Below are 23,822 nucleotides of genomic sequence, written 5' to 3'. Positions count from 1 at the left end.
GCCCATCGCTCGATGGGCATAGGTTAACTGTATTATTTAATGCCTTGCTTTGCAACAACATCGTTGACTTCCGAGATCGCGTCATTAATCACTTTTTGATCAAGATGCGCATACTCTTCTTGCCACATTTTCACAGGATCATCTTTACCAAGCACAACTTTGATCACAGCATCAGACCACTTGAGTCCCGCTACTTTAGCTTTTGAAGGCGTATTAATACCTTCAACGGCAAAGTTAATTGGAATCGGTTTGGCGTTTTTAAGCAAGTCGTCGTACATCTGATTTTGCATATTGATAAATTTCTCTGGGAAGCTTAATTTGATGGCTTCCGGTGAAACTTTTGCTCCCCAGCCCAATCCATTCGTGTAGAAGAAGAGGCCTGAACTTTTGTAAACCGGTTTTTGCAAGATAGTAAGTTTGCCGTTCTCATTTTTGTAATCCTTGCCCTCGATGCCGTATGAGACCAAGTCTTTTCCTTTATCAGACAAGTTATACTCCATGAGCCTCAAGATAGCATCTAACTTACCGTCATCGACACTAGTATTGATGTAATTTTCTTGATAGAAGGATGCGCCGTAAAAGCGGTATTGATTATTATCTGGAGCCGTCCAGCCCGGCAAAGTGATGACCGAATCTTCGAATGATTTATCATGCGGGAACTTATCCCATTTATCTTTGATTCCCTTCAGACTACCAGCGGCCATTTGAATGTTTAGAGCTCCAACATTTCCTTGTGCGAACTTATCGCCGCCTTCGCCGACTTTTAGGAGAGCGAAATCCTTGTCAAGTGCGCCTTCCGCATACAGCTTACGGTATTTCGTCACATAATCGCTCATGCCTTTAGATGCATACGCTGGAATCCATTTACCGTCTTCTTGCATCCATCCACCCATGTTCGGAACGGCGCTGCCTAGTTTAATCGTCGTAATCAGCACGTCAAGGAAGTTCGTAGTGAGCCCAATTGAATCATTCTTGCCGTTGCCATCCGGATCCTTCTCGGCAAATGCCTTGAACATAGCCAGATATTCATCATACGTCTTAGGTGTCTTAATGCCCAGCTTATCCATCCAATCTTTACGAACCATATATCCGCGATCAAGCGCCCATTCATCAGGAGAATTTTTCGATAGACGAGGAATTGCGTAAAATTTACCATTTACTTTCGTCGCCTGAGCTTCAGGTGAACTCATCAGTTTATTTAGGTTTGGATATTTGCTATACATCTTCTCAGGAATCTCTCTCACTATCCCTTGTTGGATCCATTGGGATGCGGTAGGACCATTGGATACTTCATAAAGCATCATATCCGGCAATTGACCGGATGCCGCCCAAAGCTTAACCTTCTCGTTCACATTATCACTGGTTACGGCTTGCGGCTTCAATGTAATGTTTACTGCTTTTTGAATCTGCTGAAGCGATGCGTCGTTCTCTCCATCCGCCAAACTTTTGTCAATATCGATCGCGCCAAACGTGATGTCATAGTGTTTGTCTGATGCAAGAGTTGTAGCTGCAGTTGGAGATACAGTGGATGCATTTGCTGCCGCTGTCGCACTTGGCGATGATGTCGCTCCATTATCGCTTCCGTTTCCGCATGCAGCGAGTAGTGAAGCTGATAACGTCATTACAGATGCGGTTGTTACAAACTTACGAAGTGATTTTTTTTGTGTCTCTTTCATGTGAAAATCCCCTTCCATTTCTCATGTTATATTTTAAGACATACGTCTCAAAAACAAAAGTGTTTACTCCTTAACGGAACCAATCATAACACCAGCAGTAAAATACTTCTGAAGCCACGGATATACGAGCAAAATCGGTAAGGTCGTTACAACCACCATGGCCATTTTTAATCCGTTAGTATAGATAGCTGCACGATCGGAAATTTCAGAAGCGGCGAGGTCAGAGTTAGCGAGTACACTGGCACTTGCAAGCATTTCTCTTAAGTACAATTGCAATGGATACTTGGATGAATCCTTTAGATAAATCATGGCATTATACCATTCATTCCAGCGATCTACTGAGTAAAATAAACATATGGTAGCAATCGTAGGCATGGAGATCGGAAGAACAATACGAGATAATATCTGAATATCATTTGCGCCATCGATTTTGGCCGATTCCTCGAGTGCATCCGGGATCGTCCTGAAATAACTCATCATGATGATGAGATAATACGTATTCACCGCAATTGGTATGATCATGGCGAGCAGACTGTTCAAGAGACCGTAATTTTTCATCGTCAAGTATGTCGGAATAAGCCCGCCGTGAAAAAGCATTTGGAATATAACCAAACCTACGAACAGCTTTTGACCGGGCATATGCTTCTTCGTTAAGGCATAAGCACCGCAAGTTGTAATGATCATATTAATTAGCATTCCCACAACCGTAACAAAAGCAGAAATGCGAATGGCCGACCAAATTGCTTTATTTTCAAATATGACCTTGAATGAAGTATAGTCAATCGTTGTAGGTATTAAATAGATCGGTTGCTTCGCAATCGCCGCCGGCGTGGCAAACGACTGCAGCACCACATTATAGAAGGGAATAATCATTATCAGCGCAGCCACAATCAATATAGCGTGAATCACATAATCAACAACATTATACTTGTGCCGCATTAGAATAACCCCCCATGTCCTCTAGATTTCACAATAAAGTGGGCAATTAACAACATTGCAGCATTGACCACCGACTTAAATACCCCAACTGCAGTGGTAAACCCAAAATCAAGTCCTTGGAAGAATGTTGCACGGTAAATATAAGTATCAAGCACTTCCGAACTTTCCCGTACTGCCGCATTATCCATATTGTAAATTTGATCAAAGCCTGCTCCGCCCATAATATTACCAAGCGCCAGGATGAGAAGGATAAGCACCGTACCTTGCAGCGCCGGCCATGTAATTGCTTTCATACGATGCCAGCGATTCGCGCCGTCTATACTTGCCGCTTCATACAATTCCGGATTTATTCCAGCCATTGTAGCGAGATATAGAATCGTCCCCCAGCCCATTTCCTTCCATATGTTTGATCCGAATAGGAAACCTTTGAATTTACCTACATCTAGTAACCATTGCTGCTTATCCAGCCCCACGGCTTGGAAAATCTGGTTCAATACCCCCATATCGCTTAAGAAATTCATCATGATGCCTGAAATAATAACCCATGACAGGAAATGAGGGAATGTGTAGACCGTTTGGTAGAATCGTTTCAACTTCTTCGATATGACTTCATTAATCAACAGTGCCATGATGATGGGTACTGGAAATTCGAAAATCAGTCTTCCGAAAGCGATTACAAATGTGTTTTTTAAAACTTTCATAAACTCAGGTAACCGGAACATTTCTTGAAAGTTATCTAGTCCAGTCCAAGGGCTCCCAGTTATTCCGCCCTTAAAGCTATAGTGCTTAAAAGCCAATATGACCCCATACATGGGAACATATTGAATTAATATGATGTACAGCATAACCGGGAGCACAAGGATATACAAATACCGGGCATCCCACATTCGCTTAGGCAATCCGTTTGAAGACTTGCGAACGACTGCCTGTTCCTTCGGAACTTCAACTGATATCGTTTTCATTTCGGCATCTCTCCATCTCGTTGTCTTTAATTTGATTATAAAAGATCAGCTTAAATCGCTGTATGGCATATAAATAGATGATGTATGGAGAAAAATTAGTTTGTTATAACCTCCAGAATCACTGTCGCCGGCTCTAAATTAGTTGAATGCGCCCGAATCACGACCTCCCCTGGCATCTTCCGCGCCTGAATGATAGCAAGGCAATGTCCATTAAATGCACGTCTCTGATCAGCCTTATCAGGTTCATGGCTGCTTGGATTACCATTGCCGACACCGAGGAGAGTACCAGGGCCCTCGATTGTAAACCGGATTTCATTGTCAGCTGTCGGTACCAGGTGACCCTGATCATCTAGAATAGATACTCTAACCATGACGGTGTCCGTGCCGTTTGAATGCATAGCCGCTTTATCGGCTTCCAACTTAATCTTTGCCGAATGGCCCGCAGTGGCGAGTATTTTCCTCGCTGCTTCGACTCCACCGATCTTACCGATCGCAATTAATTCTCCAGGTACATAGCCAACTTGCCAGGTCATCCGGTTATTCCGATCTACAGGCTTCTCTCCAAGGCTCTGACCGTTTAACCAAAGCTCCAATGTCTCACAATTGCTATAAGCCCACACGTCAATGACTTGATTTTCTTTACCGTGCCACGTCCAATGAGGCATTACATGCACCGTCGGTTCATCCATCCAAGCCGATTTATAGTAATAATAGGCATCCTTTGGAAACCCGCAGCTGTCCATGATACCAAAGTGAGAACCGATACAAGGCCATTGATAAGGCGTAGGCTCCCCTCTGTAGTCAAAGCCGGTCCATACAAAAATACCAGAAAGGAACGGATTACCAATTACGTCCTGCCAAGACTTTTCATGTGAACAGGACCAGCTTGGTATATGATCCCCGTAGGAGGAACAGAAGCCTGCTTGAGGATCTTGTTCGTATATTCCCCGGGTCGTTGTGCAACTGGTGCTTTCGCTGCAAATCATTTTCCGATCTGGATTTTGAAGATGGTCATGAATGTACTGATCCTTTCTTTGACCATAGTTATACCCGGTAACATCCACCGCATTACTGTACCCGCTATCATTCCATCCATGGTTCATGCAAGCTATCGTCGGGCGAGTCGGATCAATGGAACGGGCAATACGCGCCAATGTCTCCAACATACGAGCCCCCATGGTGGTCCCTTCGAGTATTTCCTCGTTCTCTAGGCTCCACATTATGACTGACGGGTGATTGCGATCCCGATACAACAACTCCTTCAAATCCGCTACTCCGCTCGGGGAAACATCCAGTCGCCGGTTCTCATCCATTACAAGCATGCCCACTCGATCACAAATTTCAAGCAGCTCTGGTGCAGGAGCATGATGAGCACATCGATAAGCATTACAACCCATTTCCTTGAGCAGCTTAATCTTGTACGCTGTAACTTGATCCGGGAGAGCAGCACCCACACCTGCAAAATCCTGGTGATTGCATGTTCCCTTGATGAGATAAGGCTTTCCATTTAGTAAAAAGCCTTGAGCGGCGTGAAATTCAATCGTTCTAATTCCGAGTGGCGACTTATACGAATCCACATGCTGATCGTTAACATAAATGTCGCTTTTCACTTCATATAGGTAAGGCTGCTCTGGAGACCAAAGCTGGGGCTGCTCTACTTTAATGAAAGCTTTGAAGTCAGCTGTATCGTCTTTCTTGATTTCTTTCGTTTCGTAAGAGCAACCGACAACCTGTCCGTTTAAACTTCGAATGGTTGTTTCCAGTCTGCATGGCTTTGCATGACTGTACTCGTTGAGTACATGAGTGTGAACCTGTACGATAGCCTCGTTTTCATTAATACTAGGCGTTGTGATATACGTTCCATATCTACCGACGTGAAGTCTATCCGTTTTGATAAGCCACACATGCCGGTAAATGCCGCAGCCTTCATACCACCAGCCTTCATAATCTCGAGCATCTACCTTAACGAAAACGACATTTTCTCCTTCGTTTCCATAACGTGCAATATCCGTAATATCGTAGTTAAAGCCTGTATATCCGCTCGAATGAGTACCCAGCAAGTGCCCGTTCACCCAAACGGTGCTGTTTCTCATCACTCCATCGAATTCTAACGAAATTTTATTACCCAGATCCTCTTGCGCAAGTGTAAACACCTTGCGGTAGCAACCGATTCCAACCGGAAGATAGCCATGATTTTTATGATGTTTTACAACACCGCTGTCGTTAAAATAATTGCCTTCTACGCACCAATCATGAGGGAGATCGACCTCCCTCCACTTAGTAGGAATGATGTCCGCTTTTTCCCTTTCATCGAAAAAAGCGATTTTTAGCCATTCACCCTCCTCTATATTCTCGCAATCGGTTAACCCTCCCGACATGCCGCCCTTAACCGCATGACGAGTAGGAATATCGCCCAAGTGAAACATCCAGCTGCTATCAAAGTTCAATTTTTCTCTCATGGTAGACCCTTCTTCCATCCAACATCCGCTATCAATTATAGGTGACTAGATTTTGTAATTAATCGGAAACGGTAGTTCATGTCCTCTTCAAACCACATCCGGAAGTTGGTTCCCCACACGTTATTGTGTAAATTGAAGTGAAACCCTCCATCGAGAGGAGCAAACGAATTATCAAATTGCAACAATCTTCTTTCTCCCGGGCATACGACAGGTGCATCAAGCGACTCAATCGAGAAGCTTCCATCCGAGCCTTCATAGACGATCCCTTTGTTGACCGCATGCATGTTCCTGCTGCCGTTCTTTACAACAGATAACGGCGAAATCGGGGTACCCAGCTTATCCATCGTCCACCTGTTGGGATTGTTAACAGAAGGGACGAACGAAAACCAGCTTGCTTCCGGCAAGCGGCAGGCCGGTTTATCCTTCCAAATCAGTTCTACATCGATCATCGAATCGTTGTGATAGAACGTATATACAATCGCCAGCTGATGAGGTGCGCCATAATGGCTGCAAGCCTCGGGGTGCATCTCCAATTGAACGCATACTTTATCGATGGCCGACAGTCTCTCCACTCGCAGACCTCTTAGCACCGGCTGGTACAACTTATGCTCCGGTTGAGGCTCTGCATATTCAAATCCAGGCTTGCCGTGGTCAGGATAAGCCCAAGTATAATGCTTATTCATGTTGATCGTATATTCATTAAAATAGCGGTCGTAATTTTCTTTTCCGAACGTTTCATAGCTGAAAGCACAAAGCCTGTTTTCATTAGTTGCCCATACTTTCTTATTCGCATCAACCAGTTGATTGATAGAACCATCCTCAGCAAAACTTACACGAAATGATCCTAATTCATAGCAGTGGTTCGCTTCAAGGTGCTCGATGCTTTCTTCGGTATCAAAATTAGACAAGCTAACTGAATTCATTCTGTCTAACACTTTTCTCGCTTCGATTTGCAAATTCATACTAAGTGCTGATATCGCTTGATCCAGGTACCCTCGCTGTTCCTGCCAAGAACTTTCAAAGTGCTTATAACTGCGCTCCTTGCGCGCATGTCCAGTTGCGTAAGCCAATTGACGTTTCGTCGTCTCTGATGAAACCTGATCAGCATCTCTCGCCGCCTTGAAATCCTCTGAAGCATAATTTGTGTAATCTCCTAAATACACTTTCTCATCCAGGCCCCAGGTATGCTCAGGAATCAACATCAAACGATTGCAATACCTTTCGTAGCTTGCACTCCGGGGATCTAGCGCGCCTGAATCTACCCATTGATCTCTTAATCGAAGCAGCTCCCTGTAGCGAGCCACTTTCATCGGATCGGATGCAGTGCCTTGAATCCAGGTATCCCCGATCTCTTCACAAACAACGGGAAGCGAGTCTTTGAATTGGAGCAGCTTTGCAGCAAATTGATCAAGTGTCGATGAGGAAATTTCCGCTCCCGGGTATTCGGATTGCAAACGAATGTACAGCTTCTCGATGTCTTCTTGGGAGGAGGGTCCGTTATTATCACCCGTATGGGCAAAATAGAGTGCATCTTCCAGACCTTCTACTTTTAATGATTGACCATAATCGGAGGCATAGTTCACGATCAATTCAGAGCCGTCGCTTGCTTTCCAAACGAACACCTGCGGGACACTTGGAGGCTTGCATGAAGGATTAACACCGACATGCAAATAACGAACACCATGTTTCGCTAGAATAGGTACCATGGCAATTGTATGCCCGGGAACATCCGTCATTTTCGCCGCAATGGTGCGCTTTCCGAACTTTTGATCCAGCTTATTAGATATTGATAGCCCGTACTCCAGCAATTTTTTATCCAATAGCTCCGTATGCGTCGTGAATGGAAGGCCATGCCAAGCGATATCTCCTTTTGCAATGGCCTGTTCCATTCGAATCCTGTTTTCTTCTGAAGCCGTTTGCAAATATTCCTCGATCAGCCAGGAACCCACTGTCCAGACAAATTGTGATCGACCATCTTTTCCTCTCATCTTATCGGACATTTCCAGCGCTTGCGGAATAAACAAATTCATATACTTGTCAACTACATTAGCAGCCAGATCGGTAAAACCAATATCCAAGTGTGTTTTAAATATGACATGTACTCTTTTAACGGTTGTCATCAATTAAGCCTCCCCTATTCTTAAACCGAGACCTGGATGAAATACACAAAAATGTATATGTCGCTTCATGCAAGAGTCTAGTTAAATAAGATTATATTTCTGTAAATTCTCTTATGGTATGGAAAAAACGAAGATAGACCATGTAGAAAAATTAGTACAGTTTTTTGAATTCTCCCAAACGCATCCACATTGTATTCCTGATAAAAATAACAAGCACCCGTTTTGTAGGAACGGATGCTTGTTATGATGGCATAAGGCGCCTCTACACGCTTTCTACCGTTCAACGAACCGTCGGCGAGTCTAGTGTACCTTTATTTATTTGGTAGTACTCCTGCATGTCGATCACCTTCTTGGTTAATCGCGATTCTTCAGCGGCGAACGCCATCAAATGACTTTGCAAGGAGTTGCTTGCAGATGTAAGGCTGCTACTTGTGCCGCCGTCTCTGAGAAGCTTAATAAAATCGTGAACAATTCCGCCGTCGCCGCCGCCATGTCCGTGATATCCTTCAGGTTTTTTAAGTGTAACGGTTTTCTTAAACCCCGTATCGAATCGAAAAATATCAATTTCATTCATATCCATATCAGCGCGAATTTCGCCCTTCGTACCCATTAACTTGATGGTACGGCTTATGACCTGTGTAAAAGAGCTCATCGTAAAGGAGGCTGTGACGTCATTCGCGAATTCCATATTAACCACCTGATGATCCACAACATCGTTGTCACAATGGAACACGCATCGCCCATACGGGCCTTCTTCAAGCGCCTTCAGCCTTCCCTCATAGCTCAAATCATCGCTAATTGCTTGTGTTGGCCATCCCACATGATCCGTTAAATAAAGCTTCGGAGCATAATATTCACAGGTATCTGCCACCGGACAGCCATCGAGACACCGTTTTGGGGCACCATTTGGAGCATTGTTTTGGTTAAAATAACTTAGTGAGCCAAAAGAAGACAAACTAACACAATCCACCCCGATGAGCCAGGACAGAATATCAAGATCATGGGAAGACTTGGATAGAATCATCGGACTCGCTTCATCTTTCCTACGCCAGTTACCGCGCACATAGCTATGAGCATGATGCCAAAACCCAACATTCTCATTGTGCTGAACAGTCACTAGCCGGCCGATTTCGCCTTCATCAAGCAGCCGCTTGATGGTTTGAAAAAAAGGCGTATACCTTAGCACATGGCAAATGGCCAAGATACGGTCATACTTTTCGGCTGCTTCCACTACTTGTATACATTCCGCCGGATCCGTCGAGATCGGTTTTTCCAGCAATACGTGATAGCCTGCTTCCAAAGCCCGAAGCGTCGGTTCAAGATGAAGCTGATCCTGTGTACAGATAAACACCGCATCAGCCATTTTGGCCCCTGATAGCAGCGATTCCCAGCTTTCATAGCATTGCAGTTCCTCTAGATCAAAGCTGTCACGCACTTTGTTCCTACGAGCGGAATTAGGATCCGCAACTGCAACAAGCTCCGCTTCCGATTTATATTTCAGTAGATAATTAATATAGTTGACTCCGCGTAAACCGGCACCGATTAATGCGATCTTGATTTTTGCTTTAGACATGAATTCAGGGCCCCTTATCAATTTTTTATAATGTATGTTACTTAATGTATTTGGATGAATATTTGATTACTTTCAATCTTAACGGGATATGTCTTTAAATCCATCACTTCAAAGGCATCCCGCTCATGCTCACCTTCTAACCATGCCAGTTGAAAGCGGGCAACCGCTACTTTGCCGGCTATGCTTAATTGAATTATAAGCTCACGGAATTGTTCTATGTATGGAATAGAAACAGATAACATATGGTGAGAAATTAGATGAATAAACATAAAGCGAATAATGTCACTACAGTTAACGAAGCAGGTTAGGCAAACGTCCAACCTAACTCCTGATTCTAGGCATATATTGAGGGAGAACTTCAAAGAAAAATAAGGAGTGAACTTGCTAATGGCTTATATGCCAAGCCCTCCCACTTCGCCTCCACCTAACTTTGTGCCGCAACAGTCCCCCTACGCCGTAGATCCTAGAAGTCTCTGCAGTTGTGTGGAACATTACACGTACCTTTGGCTTAGAAATGGAGACAACTTCTGGTTCTATCTGTCTTATATTGGAGGCAGTAATGTGTTGGGATACCGGTTTTTCGGAGGAAGATGGAATGTGTACTCTGTTGATTTAAGGGATATCACATCGTTTACGTGTATGTAAGAATCCTGCAAAAAGGCAGCCCAAATGATAGCCAAATAGGTGTTCACCCCATTGAGTGAACACCTATTTAACTTTCTACATCTGAACTTCCAAGTCGACCATATGTCCGGCATCCAATTTCAAATATATACTCTTGCTATCCGTACTCTCCTGATTGTTGAGTGACTTTATGGGATGCGGCAGCACGAGTTCAACCGATTGATCTTTATGCAGAGAAAGTAGGCTGACGGTAACCGTATGGCTGTCTTGATCCCATTCACAGGTAACTTCGACGGCACCTTGAGCCAGCATCGGGCCAACTGAACCTTTCCGCCACTTTTGCGGTAGCGCAGGTAGTAGATTGATTCGATCCGGTTGTGAAAACATCAGCATCTCTTGTACGGCAGCCGTCCACCCCATATTCGCGTCAATTTGGAAAGGTGCATGTTCCATAGTGATACCAATTCCCATCCCCCGCCAATCGTTGCAAGTTGTGAACAAATTATTCATTATGCTGGAACGGCTCATAATATCCAGACATTCTAAAGCGTAATCCCCCATTCTCAACCTAGCATATATGTTGGCCATGTGTGCGAGTGACCATCCGGTTTGCTCATTAAGTCCAACGATCAGGCGTTTGCGGACAGCCGTAACAAAAGACTCGAATAATTCAGGATCGCTCTCTGGCGTGACTTCAGTTCCAGGAAATACCGGATACAGATGGGACTGGTGCCGATGGTGGTAGTTATCTTCGTAAAATGGATGCATCCACTCCCGTACTGCGCCATCCTCATTGATCTGGTAGGGTGGGATTCGATCCAGCATGGTTTGCCATTTTGGCATCTCCTCGGAATATGTACCTGTTAGGCTTGCTCCCTGCATGAGATTATTTATCACTTCTTTGGCAATGGCAAAATCCAATGTGGCGTTCATCGTCGTTTGCATTTCCACCCCCATTCCCTGACCATCCAAGTAGTTGCCGGGTGTGTTCTCTGGGGAGTTTGAGGGACTACTAACATAATAGCCATCCTCTCCTAAAGTGAAAAAGTCCTCATAAAATAAAGCAACCTCTCGCAGAAAAGGAAGTGCCTTCTGACGTAAAAAATGTTCGTCTTGCGTATGAAGGTAGTAGTTGTAATAATGCTGAGCAACCCATCCGGCCCCACCCGTCCAATGAATAATATGGGGGTATACGTGCTTTAACAATCCAGATCCCGGCGCGGTTGGGGCAGGTATATAAATCCCTCGACAACCATACAATCGGCGGGCATTCTCACGGTAATCATCCATTTGATTCTCAACGTAGTGAAATACAGAAAGCAGAAGCTCAGGCATATTCCCTGAGAGTGCCTGCCAATAGATCATTTGCAGGTTTTCATTCACCATATGGAACGCCCACAACCCTTCATACTCTCCGCACCACAGTCCGTATAGATGACAAGGATTGCTGGCAGGTCTTGAGCTCGAGATCAGGAGATATCGACCGTAAGCCCACATTTTCTCGATCAGCTCCAAAGGCGCCTCCCCTTGGTAAGCTTGCAGCAGCAGCTCTTCATTACTCGTGCATTTCGTATCCGCATGTAAATCTAGCCGCATAGACTGAAAAAGTTCCTTATGTACCTTCACATGCTCATTCAGCAAAACAGAATATTGTGAAGGAATGCCTTCCATCTCCTGCTTAATCCGTGCCCAGGCTGCAGTCCGCTCTTCTTTAACAAAAGGAATGATGCGGATCAGCGCCTGTGATGCTTTAGATATGCCTATTTTCTCACCGTTTAGGCTTTCGATTCTGCCATCCTGTAAAGTAACGCACAGCACGGCTCCAAAGTCTGTTCCATCATCATTTTGGGCGGCATAATACAGGAATCTCCCCTCAGTGCGAACTTCTACCCCCTCTGGAAAAACCACATTAGGTCTTCGGACATCCCCTCGATGATGCAAATCGAAGGTAAGTTCCACTTCAAGTAATTCCGAACCTTCAGCCCGAAGCTCAAATACAACCATGTCACGAATACGCGAGACGAACAACTTCCGCTCAAAAGTCGTCCTCCCATCTAGCCAGGAAACCGCAACTTCGCCCGTAGACATATCTAGTGTTCGGCGATATTGTTTAAACGCTTGCCGAGTGTCCATCTTTAGCTTCAAATCGCCAAGCGGCAATGGCCATGCAATTCTCGGCTGATAACCTCTCTCCAACAGTGTATCCGCCAAGATGCCGTCAGCCTTATCGGCCTCTCCATTTAGGAGGAGATGGCGCACTTCAGGTAGCCGATCACTGACATCCGGCATCTCTGGTGATTGCCCTCCTCTCCATAGATCTGCATGGGTTAGCATCACCGTTTCTTCATGTATGGCTCCGTATACCGCAGCACCTATTAGGCCATTCCCAGATGGAAGCGCTTCTCGCCACATCGATTTCCACCAGGAGGCAGGATAATTCATCAATAACTTCATAGATACCCCCGTTATAGATTTGCTGGTACAAGAATAATTTTCTCCACCCAGACTTTCTCATAATTGCCCGCTAGGATGTGCGTCTATTTTCACCATGCCCCAGCCTCTATATTAGTAATCGTAACCTTATCTAATTCGATATTCTTGGAAATACTTAGGAAGAATTGTCGTGGAAGCACCCGGCATTTGTGGCAATACATAGTGCCCATTTACAACTGTAGCTGGCTCCTCAAAAATATGACGAATCCATGGGATGTATTCCAGCATAATAGCGCCTGGCGTTGATGCTACAAGGTGCAGGTGAATTTGCCCCATATCGCCAACGTGCGGACAGATTGGCACATCGTAGGAAGCAGCAAGGCCTCCCACTTGCAGCCATTCGGTAATACCACCTACACGCGTCACGTCAACTTGACAATACTCGATGGCGCCTTGGTGAATATAATCTCGGAATGCGTATTTGTTATAGACATGCTCACCTAAAGCAATCGGAACGTTTAACGCGTCCGCAAGCTTTTTGTGACCCATGATGTCATCAGGGTTTAACGGCTCTTCCAACCAGAACAAATCGAATTCTTCCAACTTTTTGCCCCACGTCATAGCGGTATTAATATTCCACTGTTGATTGACGTCAATCATGAAAATGACATCGTCACCGATGGCTTTTCTTACTGCCTTACAACGATCATAATCCTCACGCGAATCCGGTTTACCGACTTTGATTTTCACACCTGTAAAGCCTGACTCTACAATCTCAGCACAATCTTTAACCAGACGCTCTTGGGACCAGTTCAACCAGCCGCCATTCGTATTGTAGGCTTTAATTGGTTGCGATTTTGCTCCGCCAAGGAACTGCCATAGCGGCTTATTGGAAGCTTTCGACATGATGTCCCAAATCGCAATGTCAACTGCTGCAAGCGCCATGTGCGTTACGCCGGATCGGCCAATCCAGTGCATTTTGCCAAAACGCATGTCATTCCAAAGCTCTCTAACCATAAACGGATCTTTGCCGATCAGCAGTGGCGCATAGTATTTATCGATCGTATCCACGATCATATCGTCACCATGAGCACACGTACCTGTGTAACCGTATCCAACAATGCCCTCATCCGTAAAAATGCGAACACCAGCTAATCCCCAGTGTGTTGCGATATTGATGGCATCCGTAATCGGCGGTGTAATTGGTACGTGCAGAACGAAACTTTCCACTTTTGTAATTTTCATCAGAAACATCTCCCTATTGTGTATGTTTGATATTAATAACCAAGTGAAGCTCCGCCATCGACGGGAAGAGCAACACCGGTAACGAAACCGGATTGAGCGCTTGCAAGGAACAGCGCAGCTTGAGCAATCTCTTCCGAGGTTGCTGGTCGGCCGATAGGATGCATATCATTCAAAAGTTGAACTGTTGCGGTCGGGTCATCCTGGTCTTGAATCCATTGTTGTAGCAAGGGAGTCGAAACTCCCGCTGGACAGATACAATTCACTCTGACGCCATCCGGCGCATTGTCGAGCGCTAATGCCTTCGTCATGGCGACGACTCCGCCTTTGGTTGCGGCATAAACGGGATTCATCTTTTGTCCTACCAGCCCGTTAAGAGAAGCCATGTTGACGATCGTCCCTTTCGTTTTTCGTAAATATGGCAGCGAATGTTTGACCGTAAGGTACACACTCTTCAAATTAATGTTGAGGAGACGATCCCACTCTTCTTCCTCCACGTCTTCTAAGAATTTGGGCAAAATGACAGCTGCATTATTGACGAGGATATCCACCTGTCCAAATCGTCTTACGGTTTCTTGAATGAGTGTTTGGACATCCGCATCTTTCGAAACATCGACTTTCATCGCCACAGCTTGAAGTCCAGAAGAAGTTAACTCATCCGCCAATCGCGCTGCTTCCTTCTCATTCCAATCAGCAATGATGACTGCTGCACCTTGTGCAGTGAACAAGCGGACAATCGCTTCGCCAATGCCAGATCCGCCACCGGTTACAATGGCAGTTTTTCCTGATAGATTCATTACCGTTGCCTCCTTTTTATGAAAATCGTGAATCGTGTATGATTAAGTTGAAAAAAATTTAAAGAAAGAAACTTCTTGTACGAGTATGTGACTGTTTTAAATGCTGAACCAGAGCTTCTTCTGCTGACGTAAAATGTCCGGAAGCCAATCCGTTCACAACGAGATTATGTTCAAACCATTCTTTTTCAATCATTTGTTGATCCATCTCTTTATTGATAAAGGATAGATATCTCTGAATTCTTTCGATATATACATGGATAAGTTGTTTCAATGAATCGTTATCGCAGTAACTCAGAATTAAGCCGTGCAAACTTTCGTTCATCTCGGCAATAAACCCAATTCGATCTTTGCTATTCGTCGGTTTTCTGCTAGACCAGCTTTGCATGGTCTGCTGCAAATCCGCAATTAAAGCAGCCGGTATTTGGGGAGCGGCTTTTCTGATCGCTAGACCTTCTAATTCCATTCGAATTTCGAAGATCTCATCCAGCTCTTGGAGCGACATCTCCGTCGCATACATGCCTTTAAAAGGCACCATATTCACTAAGCCTTCAGAAGTTAATCTTGAAAGTGCTTCGCGGATTGGGATATTACTAACTTCTAGGTCGCGGGCAAGTTGATCGATATTGATTTTTTCACCAGAAGCAATCTCATGGTTTAGGATTTTATCTTTTAACAACGAATAAATTTCATCGGTTAGCACATAACGGCTCAGGCCCTTCTTGATTTCAATCACCTCATTATATTAAAAAGAGTTATGTTTTCTACGCTCATGGTTCTTACATAAATAATCATACATGATTTATGATTTGAAGTAAACTTTAATATCACGAATTTGATGAAGCTTTACAAGCACGCGTACACAATGTTTTTCAAGCGCGGATGCACATATTGCTCTTGATTATTCAGCAAATGCTGTGCATACATGACGGTCAGTTGAGAATCCGGATCGATGATTGCCAAGCTTCCAGCCGCACCGCTCCAGCCGAATTCGCCTAGCGGGCTCAGTGAGCCGCTTCCGGCTTTGGAGACGTGGGTTCTGACGCCAAGACCATAGCCATAACCGGCAAACTGCACCCAGTCAAAATTACTTCGTGTACTTCCAGCCAGTTGGTCCGTCCGCATCAGGTCTACCGTCGCAGGCGAAAGAAGGCGGACGCCATCCGGGCTTGTTCCCCGATTAGTTAGCGTATTCAAAAACAAAACATAGTCGTTCACGGTCGAGAGCAGTCCTGCCCCGCCGCTTTCGAATCCCGTACCGACCCGGTAACGATTTCCGTCCTTACGAACGGCCTTGCCCAGCGCGTCATTAAATTCGTATTGCGGAACAAGATGGCTTCGCTGCTCCTCAGAGAGATCGAATCCCGTGTCATGCATGCCGAGCGGTCCCGTAATTTCATCCCGCACATACGCGCCGAATCGCCTTCTGTCCACAACTTCGACGAGAGCGGCGAGGACATCATGACACAGGCTGTAGTTCCACCTTGTGCCCGGCTCAAATAGCAGCGGCTCCTTCGCTAACGCAGCTGCAAAATCACGTGTCGGCACCCTGCCATTCGTGAGTTTCACAACTTCCTTGATGGAAGGCGCTCCGAGATCATAGGAAAATCCGGCAGTCATGGTGAACAAATCGCGTACAGTGATTTGTCTCTTCGCACGTTCTAGTACGATTTCGCCCTCAGGCAAAGTCTTCTGTACAGTCATCTCGGCATATTCCGGCAGATAAGCAGAAAGTGGATCGTTCAGCAGAATCGCGCCCTTCTCAATGAGCTGAAGAGCCGCAGTACACGTCAAGATCTTCGTCATTGAGTAAAGATTAATGATCTGTCGATCATTGGTTGAAGTCTTCTCTTCTAGATTGGCGTAGCCGTTACGGTAACGAAAAACCGTTTCGTTGCGGTACATGACAAGCACTTCTGCCCATGGGATGCGCCAAGAGGTTATGTTGTCAATAAATTTGGATAGCGGATCGAAGTCCATAATTTCTCATCCTTTTCTCTGAAGTAAATACTTACACTGTTTGTTTAGTTTGATAACGCTTTATTATAAATTAATAATAATCAACTTTCCCCCTTTTCGGTATGGAAAACAGTTAGATATTTATATCATGGATTGGGCTTTTAAGCTTAGGAAAGGTCCGCTTCTCAACAAACTGCCTAGGCGAGCAGCCGAAATGTCTCTTAAATAATTGATAAAATTGGGCTGGACTGGTAAACCCTACTTTGCCGCTAATTTCAGTTACAGACCACGCCTCTGTTAGCAAGAGCTGCTCTGCTCGTTTCATTCGGCGCATCTGGACGTAGGACGTAAACGTCATTCCCATTCCTTTTTTGAACAGCTTGGCAAAATAACTGCTATTATAGTTCAGCTTGCTGCTTATATCCGAAATTTGGAGATAATTTTCCAATTGTTGCTCGATATAAACAAGGGCAGGTCGCAATTTCTCCGCTAACTGTGGATCCATCGGTTTTATGATGTGGGCATCATCAATCTGAATTAACGTGTACATGAGCTTTTTCAAGCTAGCATTGACAGAGAGCTCGTAGCCCCGCTGTTGTCTCGTCATATCGAGCAGCATCTCATGGATAAGTTGGTGAATGACCTGTGTGCTTGCCGGATATTGGCGCAGCGTTTCATTGAACAGTGTTAAATTGGCCGAGCGACCGGTAAATGCGGCGAGATACGGAAGCAAGGATGGATCCATAAAAGCTGCCATATCCACATGGCAGACGATATACAGCAGATCGTCATGCCCATCTTTATGGGATCTATGCAGCTCATTGGACCCAAACATCACCACATGACCAGCTTGCAGATTATAGCTGAGATGTGGTGTTTCCATCGTCAGGCTACCTTGCAGCACTGCGATTAACTCCACCTCTTCATGATAGTGCCAGGGACCATATTGCTCGGTTGGTTGGCTAGGATAATCTATGGTCCATATTTTAATCCGGAAATGTGGATCAGCATAATCCACATGTTCTTTATCGTAAGCTGTCAGATTCACTGGCACGGGGATCCTCCTGCACGTCATTGATATTCCCATCATATCATGAATGTCCGTTTTCAAGATAATTAAAGCTTATATCAAGAGGCATTTTGGTAGGTAATATTTTAAAATAAAGAGAAAAGCCTACATGTCGAAGGAGCGATAGACAATGCATGAGATCGAGACTCTTCTGGGTGACCATGATCTTAGACTGCCAGCTTGGGGACCTTATACCAAACAATACATGGGTATCTCCCATATCAGCGATCAAGCGCGAGGCTTGCGTTTTGATCTTAGTTTAATGCCTGGCTTCTACAGGAGAAAAATGGATATTCCCAGCGTGCTGTGGGAATCTGGCTATCATCCATGGGAGGCAACGGCGGATTACAGCTTCTTCTCCCACCGCCATGAGCTTGAATGGAAAGATCAAGTCTATACCGACATTTCCTTCAGCCGTATCGACGATCAGAGCCGTCTGATTCGCGTATCCTTCGTGAACCAATCCGAGCATCCGCAAAACTTGGTCCTGCACTGGATGGCTTCGCTTCAGCCACCTCGACTTCTGGGACACGGCGATGTACAGATATGTGCGGATGCGCAGCTGCCCGAGGGCGCTGTGTGGGTTGATGCGCTAGACTATAGCGAATTAAATTTCGCACGCCCACGACCTTCGGACGGCTTGGTCTATGACGGTTTTCTTAGGGGTGAAATTCGAGGTCAGCATTTTACCGGGGGGTCCGCAATCGGATGCAATTTCGGTGCCGACCAAGGGGACTTGCTGCGTTATGAGATAAAGATCGCAAAATCATTGAAGAACGGCGTGTTTTTGCTGCGCTATCAATCGAAGAAAAGCGGGGAGCTTGAGCTTCAAATTGGACATCAGACATACCGCCTCGATGTAGAGGCTTCCAACTCCCTCAGGATTGCCCGTCTACCGATCGGGACGCTTGCAGCAGGAGACTTCACGCTCTCCTTATCTGCTTGCGGCTCCAGCCCTTTGGTACTGGACGGCTTTACCCTGCTCGAGCACGACGCTTGCGAAGAGGTTAGCTTTGTCGACCGCCCCTGGCACATCGAGCCTGAATTACTGGAAGGGCCTGTTCCTGGCAGCCTGATCCTTCGATATAAGGATTGCCCATATCATTACGGCCTCTTGTGGAACTACCCCGATGTGGAGATACGACAATACAAAAACGACGAACTGGATCGGTATGCCCGTCATACGGTGCATAATCACGTTGATGCCGTCTTGCAAGGTAATGGAAAGGGTCACTTTACGAATGTGTTCATGCGTCCCATTCATGTCGAACCAGCTTCATCGAAGATCCTTCATGGCGTGGTCATCTCTGGGACATACGAAGACGTGCTTGCTTCTCTAACAGCGACTTCACTAGACTACGACAAATGCGAAGTCATGTATCAAGCAGAACGTGCGAAGTTAATGCCGCCCCCCTCCTATGCTACCGGCGGCACCTATGCGTTTAGCCAGCAGCTTATGAGAGCTACGCTGCTAACCAATACCGTCTTCCCTGTCTACACCAAACGCAGGTATATTCGCCATAGTACGCCAGGGCGTTGGTGGGACTCCCTATATACTTGGGATTCAGGGTTTATCGCTCTCGGGTTTTCCGATTTGGATGAAGGACGCTCAATCGATTGCTTGAACGCATATATGACAGAACCTGGTGACCGTCAAGCTGCCTTCATTCATCATGGCAGCCCGGTGCCCGTACAGCATTATGTGTTCCTTGAGCTGTGGAACCAAGGTCAGTCTCTCGACTTCTTGCATCATTTTTATCCGCGATTACGACAATATTACTTGTTCCTAGCCGGGAAAATTAGCGGGTCTACGACTGGCACACTGCGTTCCGGATTACTTAAGACATGGGATTATTTCTATAATTCCGGGGGGTGGGACGACTATCCGCCACAAAAATATGTGTATATGCAAAAGCTGCATGCAACAGTTGCCCCTATCGTGACAACGAGCCAGGCCATTCGTATTGCTAAAATCCTGAAAATGGCTGCCGCCATGTCGGACAATTGGCAGGACGACATTAGGGAATACGAGCAGGATATCGAACGATGGAGTCATGCTTTGGAAGAGCATGCGTGGGATGAAGAAGCCGGTTATTATGGCTATGTCGTGCATAGCGAGCAGGGTGAGCCAGAAGGCCCTCTACGTCACAGCTCCGGGGCCAATTACAACATGGGGATGGATGGGCTTTACCCATTAGTAGCCGGCATCTGTACCAAAGCGCGTGCGGATCGCCTAGTTGCCGCGCTGTTTGACGAAAAACGTTTATGGACGCCAATCGGCCTGTCCACCGTTGACCAAAGCGCGCCTTATTATCAGGCGGATGGCTATTGGAATGGTGCGGTTTGGATGCCGCATCAATGGTTTTTCTGGAAAACCATGCTCGACTTGGGTTACTCCGATCTTGCTTTCCGCATTGCAGAAACCGCTTTAGACGTATGGAAGCGTGAGACAGAGGCCACTTACAACTGTTACGAGCACTTTATCGTGCAAACAGGACGAGGCGCAGGATGGCATCATTTTGGCGGTTTGTCCTCTCCGGTCATCAATTGGTTTGCTGCTTATTACCAACTTGGCAAAGTTTCCACTGGTTTTAATGTTTGGATGCTTCAGCAGTCCTTTAACGAAGGCTTTACGTCGTATGAGGCGGAATTTCGCTATACAAGTAGAGCCGAACAAGCCTTCAGCATCGTGGTCAACATGGCAGACGGCGTGAACTATGAAGTTGAGGGTACAGGGTGTAAGGTGCACTGGACGATTAACAGCTGTGGTGGTGTAGAAATACGCATTACCGATTGCATGCCCCAGGCCGCTGTGCGAATCAGGGCGTGTTAAATCATTGTTTTAAGAAGCAAAAAACCTAGGCTTTTGGCCTAGGTTCTTTTACTTAATTACTTATAAATCTTTACATTATCCACATTGGTCGTACCCGTGTTAGCATCTGCTGCATAGAATTCTATTTTGCTTATATCTGGAACAGCGCTTCTAAGTGCAACCTGGCTAAGCTTCTTAACACCATCAATATACAAATCCAATTTATCTGTATCCGTATTGATGACTAGTTTCAACGCATACCATGTACCTGCTGTAAATGTTTGTACCGTTTGCCAAGTTCCATTAACGTTTACCTTAATATTGCCACTATCAAAGGCAAGCGTTTCTGCCCCAATTCCAGTACTACTAGTGATATAAGGCATACACCACCAGTTTGTGGTCGCATCTCTTCTGACTCTTGCTTCCACTGAAACAACACCGGTTGCTGGACCAAACGTTTTATACATGGACGTCCTATTTCCTAGGGTTGTGTTAGATTTACTTATCACTACACTCTTATCCGAAGAATCAGGCACATTCTGTACAGAGACTGTACCTACCGTTGTGTCTAGGACCCATCCGGAAGGCGGATTGCCTGTGGTCGTGCTGTTAAACTCATCATCGACATATTGAGTACTCACTTTATCAAGTTTAAAATAGTCGACAGCTGTCGCATAATTGGTAGCTGCTGCATTCTTATCCGTTACTGTAAACCTAAAACTATGCATGCCAGCACTTAACGTCATGATACCCAAATCAATCTCTTGATAGGACAATGTAGAGCTATACGCGTCAATTAGTGAACCTTTGGGGATACCATCAATCGTTAATTTGGTAATGCCTCGGGAAGGACCTTTTTTAACGCCAATCTTAATATTATAGGTACCAGCAGTGGCAACGTTTACGTTATTATATTGCACATATTCATTCACCGCTTGTAACTCAGCACTACTCCAGTGGTCATTACTTGGACCAGCGAGCTCGGATACCGTTGTTAATGTACGACCCGCCGTGATGTTAGCTCCACCGTTAAAGTTTTCTGTTTCGTAGATCGTACTACTGTCGGAAGAAATCGTACCATGAACTCTAATAATTGCCATGGAATAAGCTGGAGATGAATAATTGATGAGATTACCACTTACACTGGTCGTGGTTGTTCCTGTATCAACTTCATTTAAATCTGTACTCAGTCCATAGTCAAGCCCATTTAGGTATCTACTATCTCTAGCATCCTTATTTCCTGCAGTTTTTGGTTTTAAGAAAGTCACATTTGCAGTAGGGGAAATAGTAGTCATGCCATTGATTGCAACCGTACTGTTGATAATATTGACGCTATTATTAATCAGCTTTAGAATGACATCACCGGTTTCTGTATCTTTCCCCGCTACAACCACAAGATTGGAATCTCCTGTTTGTCTGAAATTAACATTATAGTCGGCCAAATTTTCTGCCCACATCTTCTCTTCGTGGTAATAGTTCGTTTTAAACACATTCGCATTATCAAAATCGATGACTTTTCTTAAAAGTGTAAAGGCGGACATGTTTAGAATATCCCCATTTTTCTCGAATACAGCTTTATTTTTCGCTGCATCAAGCGCATCGATAATTTTTCCATCCCTGATATTGGAGCCATATTCCCCTATCATGACCTGTGGTTTGGAACGATCATAACTATTAATAAACTCGATCCATCCAAGACTACCTTGATTAAAATAATAGTGGTCATCTACACCATACGCACCTAAATTCGTGCTAAAGTTATAGAGGGAGTGTGAGTCACTTGCGGTTACAATCAATTTGAGTGCAGGATATGCAGCGTGAACAGCATTATATATTTTGGTAATATCTGCTCTTGCATTCGTGCTGTCATGCTCCTCATTTCCAAGGCCCAGGTACTGGATGTTAAATGGTGCTGGATGTCCCATAGCGGCACGTTTGGCCCCCCATGTGGAAGTAGCACTTCCATTGGCAAACTCGACGAAGTCCAGTGTATCTTGTGTAAGTTGAGCCATTTCCGGACTATTAGGGTCTAGAGCACCGGCAAGGTGTGTGACGCCAACTGGAAGGACGGGTACCGCAACTATTCCCATATCTTCACTTAACTGCAGCCACTCATACATGCCCATACCATTGGATATATGATCCGTCGTCTCATACATATTCCATTGTGAGTTGTTGTACTCTTTACGTCCTTCAATGGGACCTACTTGATCCTTCCAATTGTATTGGTAATCTGCACTATGGATGATGCACCCACCTGGAAAGCGCAGAAAACCAAGATGCATTTCCTCCAGCGCAGTTCCCATGTCTAATCTAACGCCATTTGGACGATTTTTATAGGTTACACTAGGAAATACCGAAATAAAGTCCAAATATACATCGCCAGTTCCTTTCGCCAACACGACCAATTTGGCATTGGGATCCGTGGCATTGACCGTAATGCTGCCTGTATATTTAACCCAATCCGTCGTAATTGCATTTATGGTAGCTGTACCATAATCTGCACCTGACTGGTTAGCGTATCCGATCGTTATGGATGAGTTAAAATTGGATCCTCTTTTTGCATAAAGTGAATAATTATAGGTAGCTCCAGAAGTTACACTAGTTCCATACCACCCGGCATTAGATAAACCGACACCATTTCCTGCGGCAGTAACATTAAAATGCACATAATGCGTATTCACAAAGTTCAGAGGGCTGGCGTTTTCCACGGTAATGCTTCCTGCTCCGCCATCTCGGTAAAGCTGTGTCCAACCTGCTAAGGGATGATTATAGGTACCCCCATCACCGGTATTAAATTCAAATGAGCGGTTGAACACCTTCTCTGCGTAAAGCCCCCCGTCAACTGCATTATGTAGGTCTTCCGTGAATCCACCTATCAACTGCTGCGAGACTTTGTTGCCCGTCACATTCGCATTTACGTCAACACTTGCTGTAGTTGTGGCCGCATAGGCAGGTTGGCTAACGCCTACTACCCCCACACCAATGACACTAAGTAACATTGAAAACATTAAGATGAATGAGATATAATTTCTGCCCCCCGTTTTTACATGCATACCATGTCCAGTCATCATATTACCTTCTTTCCCGTTTTTTTGTATTTAACAGTAGTCCTCCATTCGGATCCATCTCTCTATTAATTTACTTTCCATGCGTATAA

15 protein-coding genes are annotated in these 23,822 nt (G+C 45.2%); 1 reads left to right on the top strand and 14 read right to left on the bottom strand.

Features of this window, described 5'->3' with window-relative positions:
• Positions 1–32 precede the first annotated feature (32 nt).
• The 13 genes from AC58UX_RS02810 to AC58UX_RS02750 all read right to left on the bottom strand — a co-directional run bounded on the left by AC58UX_RS02810 (position 33) and on the right by AC58UX_RS02750 (position 17,835).
• Positions 33–1,676 carry an extracellular solute-binding protein gene (locus AC58UX_RS02810; protein ID WP_497249515.1) on the bottom strand — a complete coding sequence of 548 codons (1,644 nt, stop codon included), beginning with the start codon at positions 1,674–1,676 and terminating at the stop codon, positions 33–35.
• Between the two features lie 63 nt (positions 1,677–1,739).
• Complete coding sequence (locus AC58UX_RS02805; RefSeq protein WP_497249513.1) at positions 1,740–2,615, bottom strand: carbohydrate ABC transporter permease; 876 nt, start codon at positions 2,613–2,615, stop codon at positions 1,740–1,742.
• Positions 2,615–3,577 (bottom strand): ABC transporter permease, encoded by a 963-nt coding sequence (locus AC58UX_RS02800; RefSeq protein WP_497249511.1) that lies wholly within the window; start codon positions 3,575–3,577, stop codon positions 2,615–2,617. The genes AC58UX_RS02805 and AC58UX_RS02800 overlap by 1 nt, the downstream gene beginning before the upstream one ends.
• 95 nt (positions 3,578–3,672) lie before the next feature.
• On the bottom strand, positions 3,673–6,036 hold the full coding sequence (gene galA, locus AC58UX_RS02795; RefSeq protein WP_497249509.1) for a beta-galactosidase GalA: 2,364 nt from the start codon (positions 6,034–6,036) through the stop codon (positions 3,673–3,675).
• 35 nt (positions 6,037–6,071) lie between these two features.
• Positions 6,072–8,156: a DUF5054 domain-containing protein gene (locus AC58UX_RS02790; RefSeq protein WP_497249507.1), complete on the bottom strand. Its 2,085-nt coding sequence runs from the start codon at positions 8,154–8,156 to the stop codon at positions 6,072–6,074.
• Between the two features lie 280 nt (positions 8,157–8,436).
• Positions 8,437–9,729, bottom strand: a complete 1,293-nt coding sequence (locus tag AC58UX_RS02785; protein ID WP_497249505.1) for a Gfo/Idh/MocA family protein — start codon at positions 9,727–9,729, stop codon at positions 8,437–8,439.
• 41 nt (positions 9,730–9,770) lie between these two features.
• A complete protein-coding gene (locus AC58UX_RS02780; RefSeq protein WP_497249503.1) occupies positions 9,771–9,998 on the bottom strand; it encodes a hypothetical protein in 228 nt (75 codons plus the stop codon).
• A 451-nt stretch (positions 9,999–10,449) separates the two neighbouring features.
• Positions 10,450–12,807 (bottom strand): glycosyl hydrolase family 95 catalytic domain-containing protein, encoded by a 2,358-nt coding sequence (locus AC58UX_RS02775; RefSeq protein WP_497249501.1) that lies wholly within the window; start codon positions 12,805–12,807, stop codon positions 10,450–10,452.
• A 126-nt stretch (positions 12,808–12,933) separates the two neighbouring features.
• On the bottom strand, positions 12,934–14,031 hold the full coding sequence (locus AC58UX_RS02770) for a mandelate racemase/muconate lactonizing enzyme family protein (protein WP_497249499.1): 1,098 nt from the start codon (positions 14,029–14,031) through the stop codon (positions 12,934–12,936).
• Between the two features lie 32 nt (positions 14,032–14,063).
• A complete protein-coding gene (locus AC58UX_RS02765; RefSeq protein ID WP_497249497.1) occupies positions 14,064–14,825 on the bottom strand; it encodes an SDR family NAD(P)-dependent oxidoreductase in 762 nt (253 codons plus the stop codon).
• A gap of 58 nt (positions 14,826–14,883) precedes the next feature.
• Entirely contained in the window at positions 14,884–15,558 is a 675-nt protein-coding gene (locus tag AC58UX_RS02760) for a GntR family transcriptional regulator (RefSeq protein WP_497249495.1), read from the bottom strand.
• A 110-nt stretch (positions 15,559–15,668) separates the two neighbouring features.
• The gene (locus tag AC58UX_RS02755; RefSeq protein ID WP_497249493.1) at positions 15,669–16,802 is read right to left on the bottom strand and encodes a serine hydrolase domain-containing protein; all 1,134 of its coding nucleotides are present in this window, start codon (positions 16,800–16,802) and stop codon (positions 15,669–15,671) included.
• A 112-nt stretch (positions 16,803–16,914) separates the two neighbouring features.
• The gene (locus AC58UX_RS02750) at positions 16,915–17,835 is read right to left on the bottom strand and encodes an AraC family transcriptional regulator (RefSeq protein ID WP_497249491.1); all 921 of its coding nucleotides are present in this window, start codon (positions 17,833–17,835) and stop codon (positions 16,915–16,917) included.
• Between the two features lie 145 nt (positions 17,836–17,980).
• Here AC58UX_RS02750 and AC58UX_RS02745 point away from each other — a divergent pair, with 145 nt between their 5' ends.
• Positions 17,981–20,683: an MGH1-like glycoside hydrolase domain-containing protein gene (locus AC58UX_RS02745; protein ID WP_497249489.1), complete on the top strand. Its 2,703-nt coding sequence runs from the start codon at positions 17,981–17,983 to the stop codon at positions 20,681–20,683.
• A gap of 56 nt (positions 20,684–20,739) precedes the next feature.
• Here AC58UX_RS02745 and AC58UX_RS02740 read toward each other — a convergent pair whose 3' ends face one another.
• Positions 20,740–23,673 carry an alpha-L-arabinofuranosidase family protein gene (locus AC58UX_RS02740; RefSeq protein ID WP_497249487.1) on the bottom strand — a complete coding sequence of 978 codons (2,934 nt, stop codon included), beginning with the start codon at positions 23,671–23,673 and terminating at the stop codon, positions 20,740–20,742.
• Between the last annotated feature and the right edge of the window lie 149 nt (positions 23,674–23,822).

This window comes from Paenibacillus sp. J22P90 (genome assembly GCF_059692195.1).
This window is presented reverse-complemented; position numbering and strand designations above follow the sequence as displayed.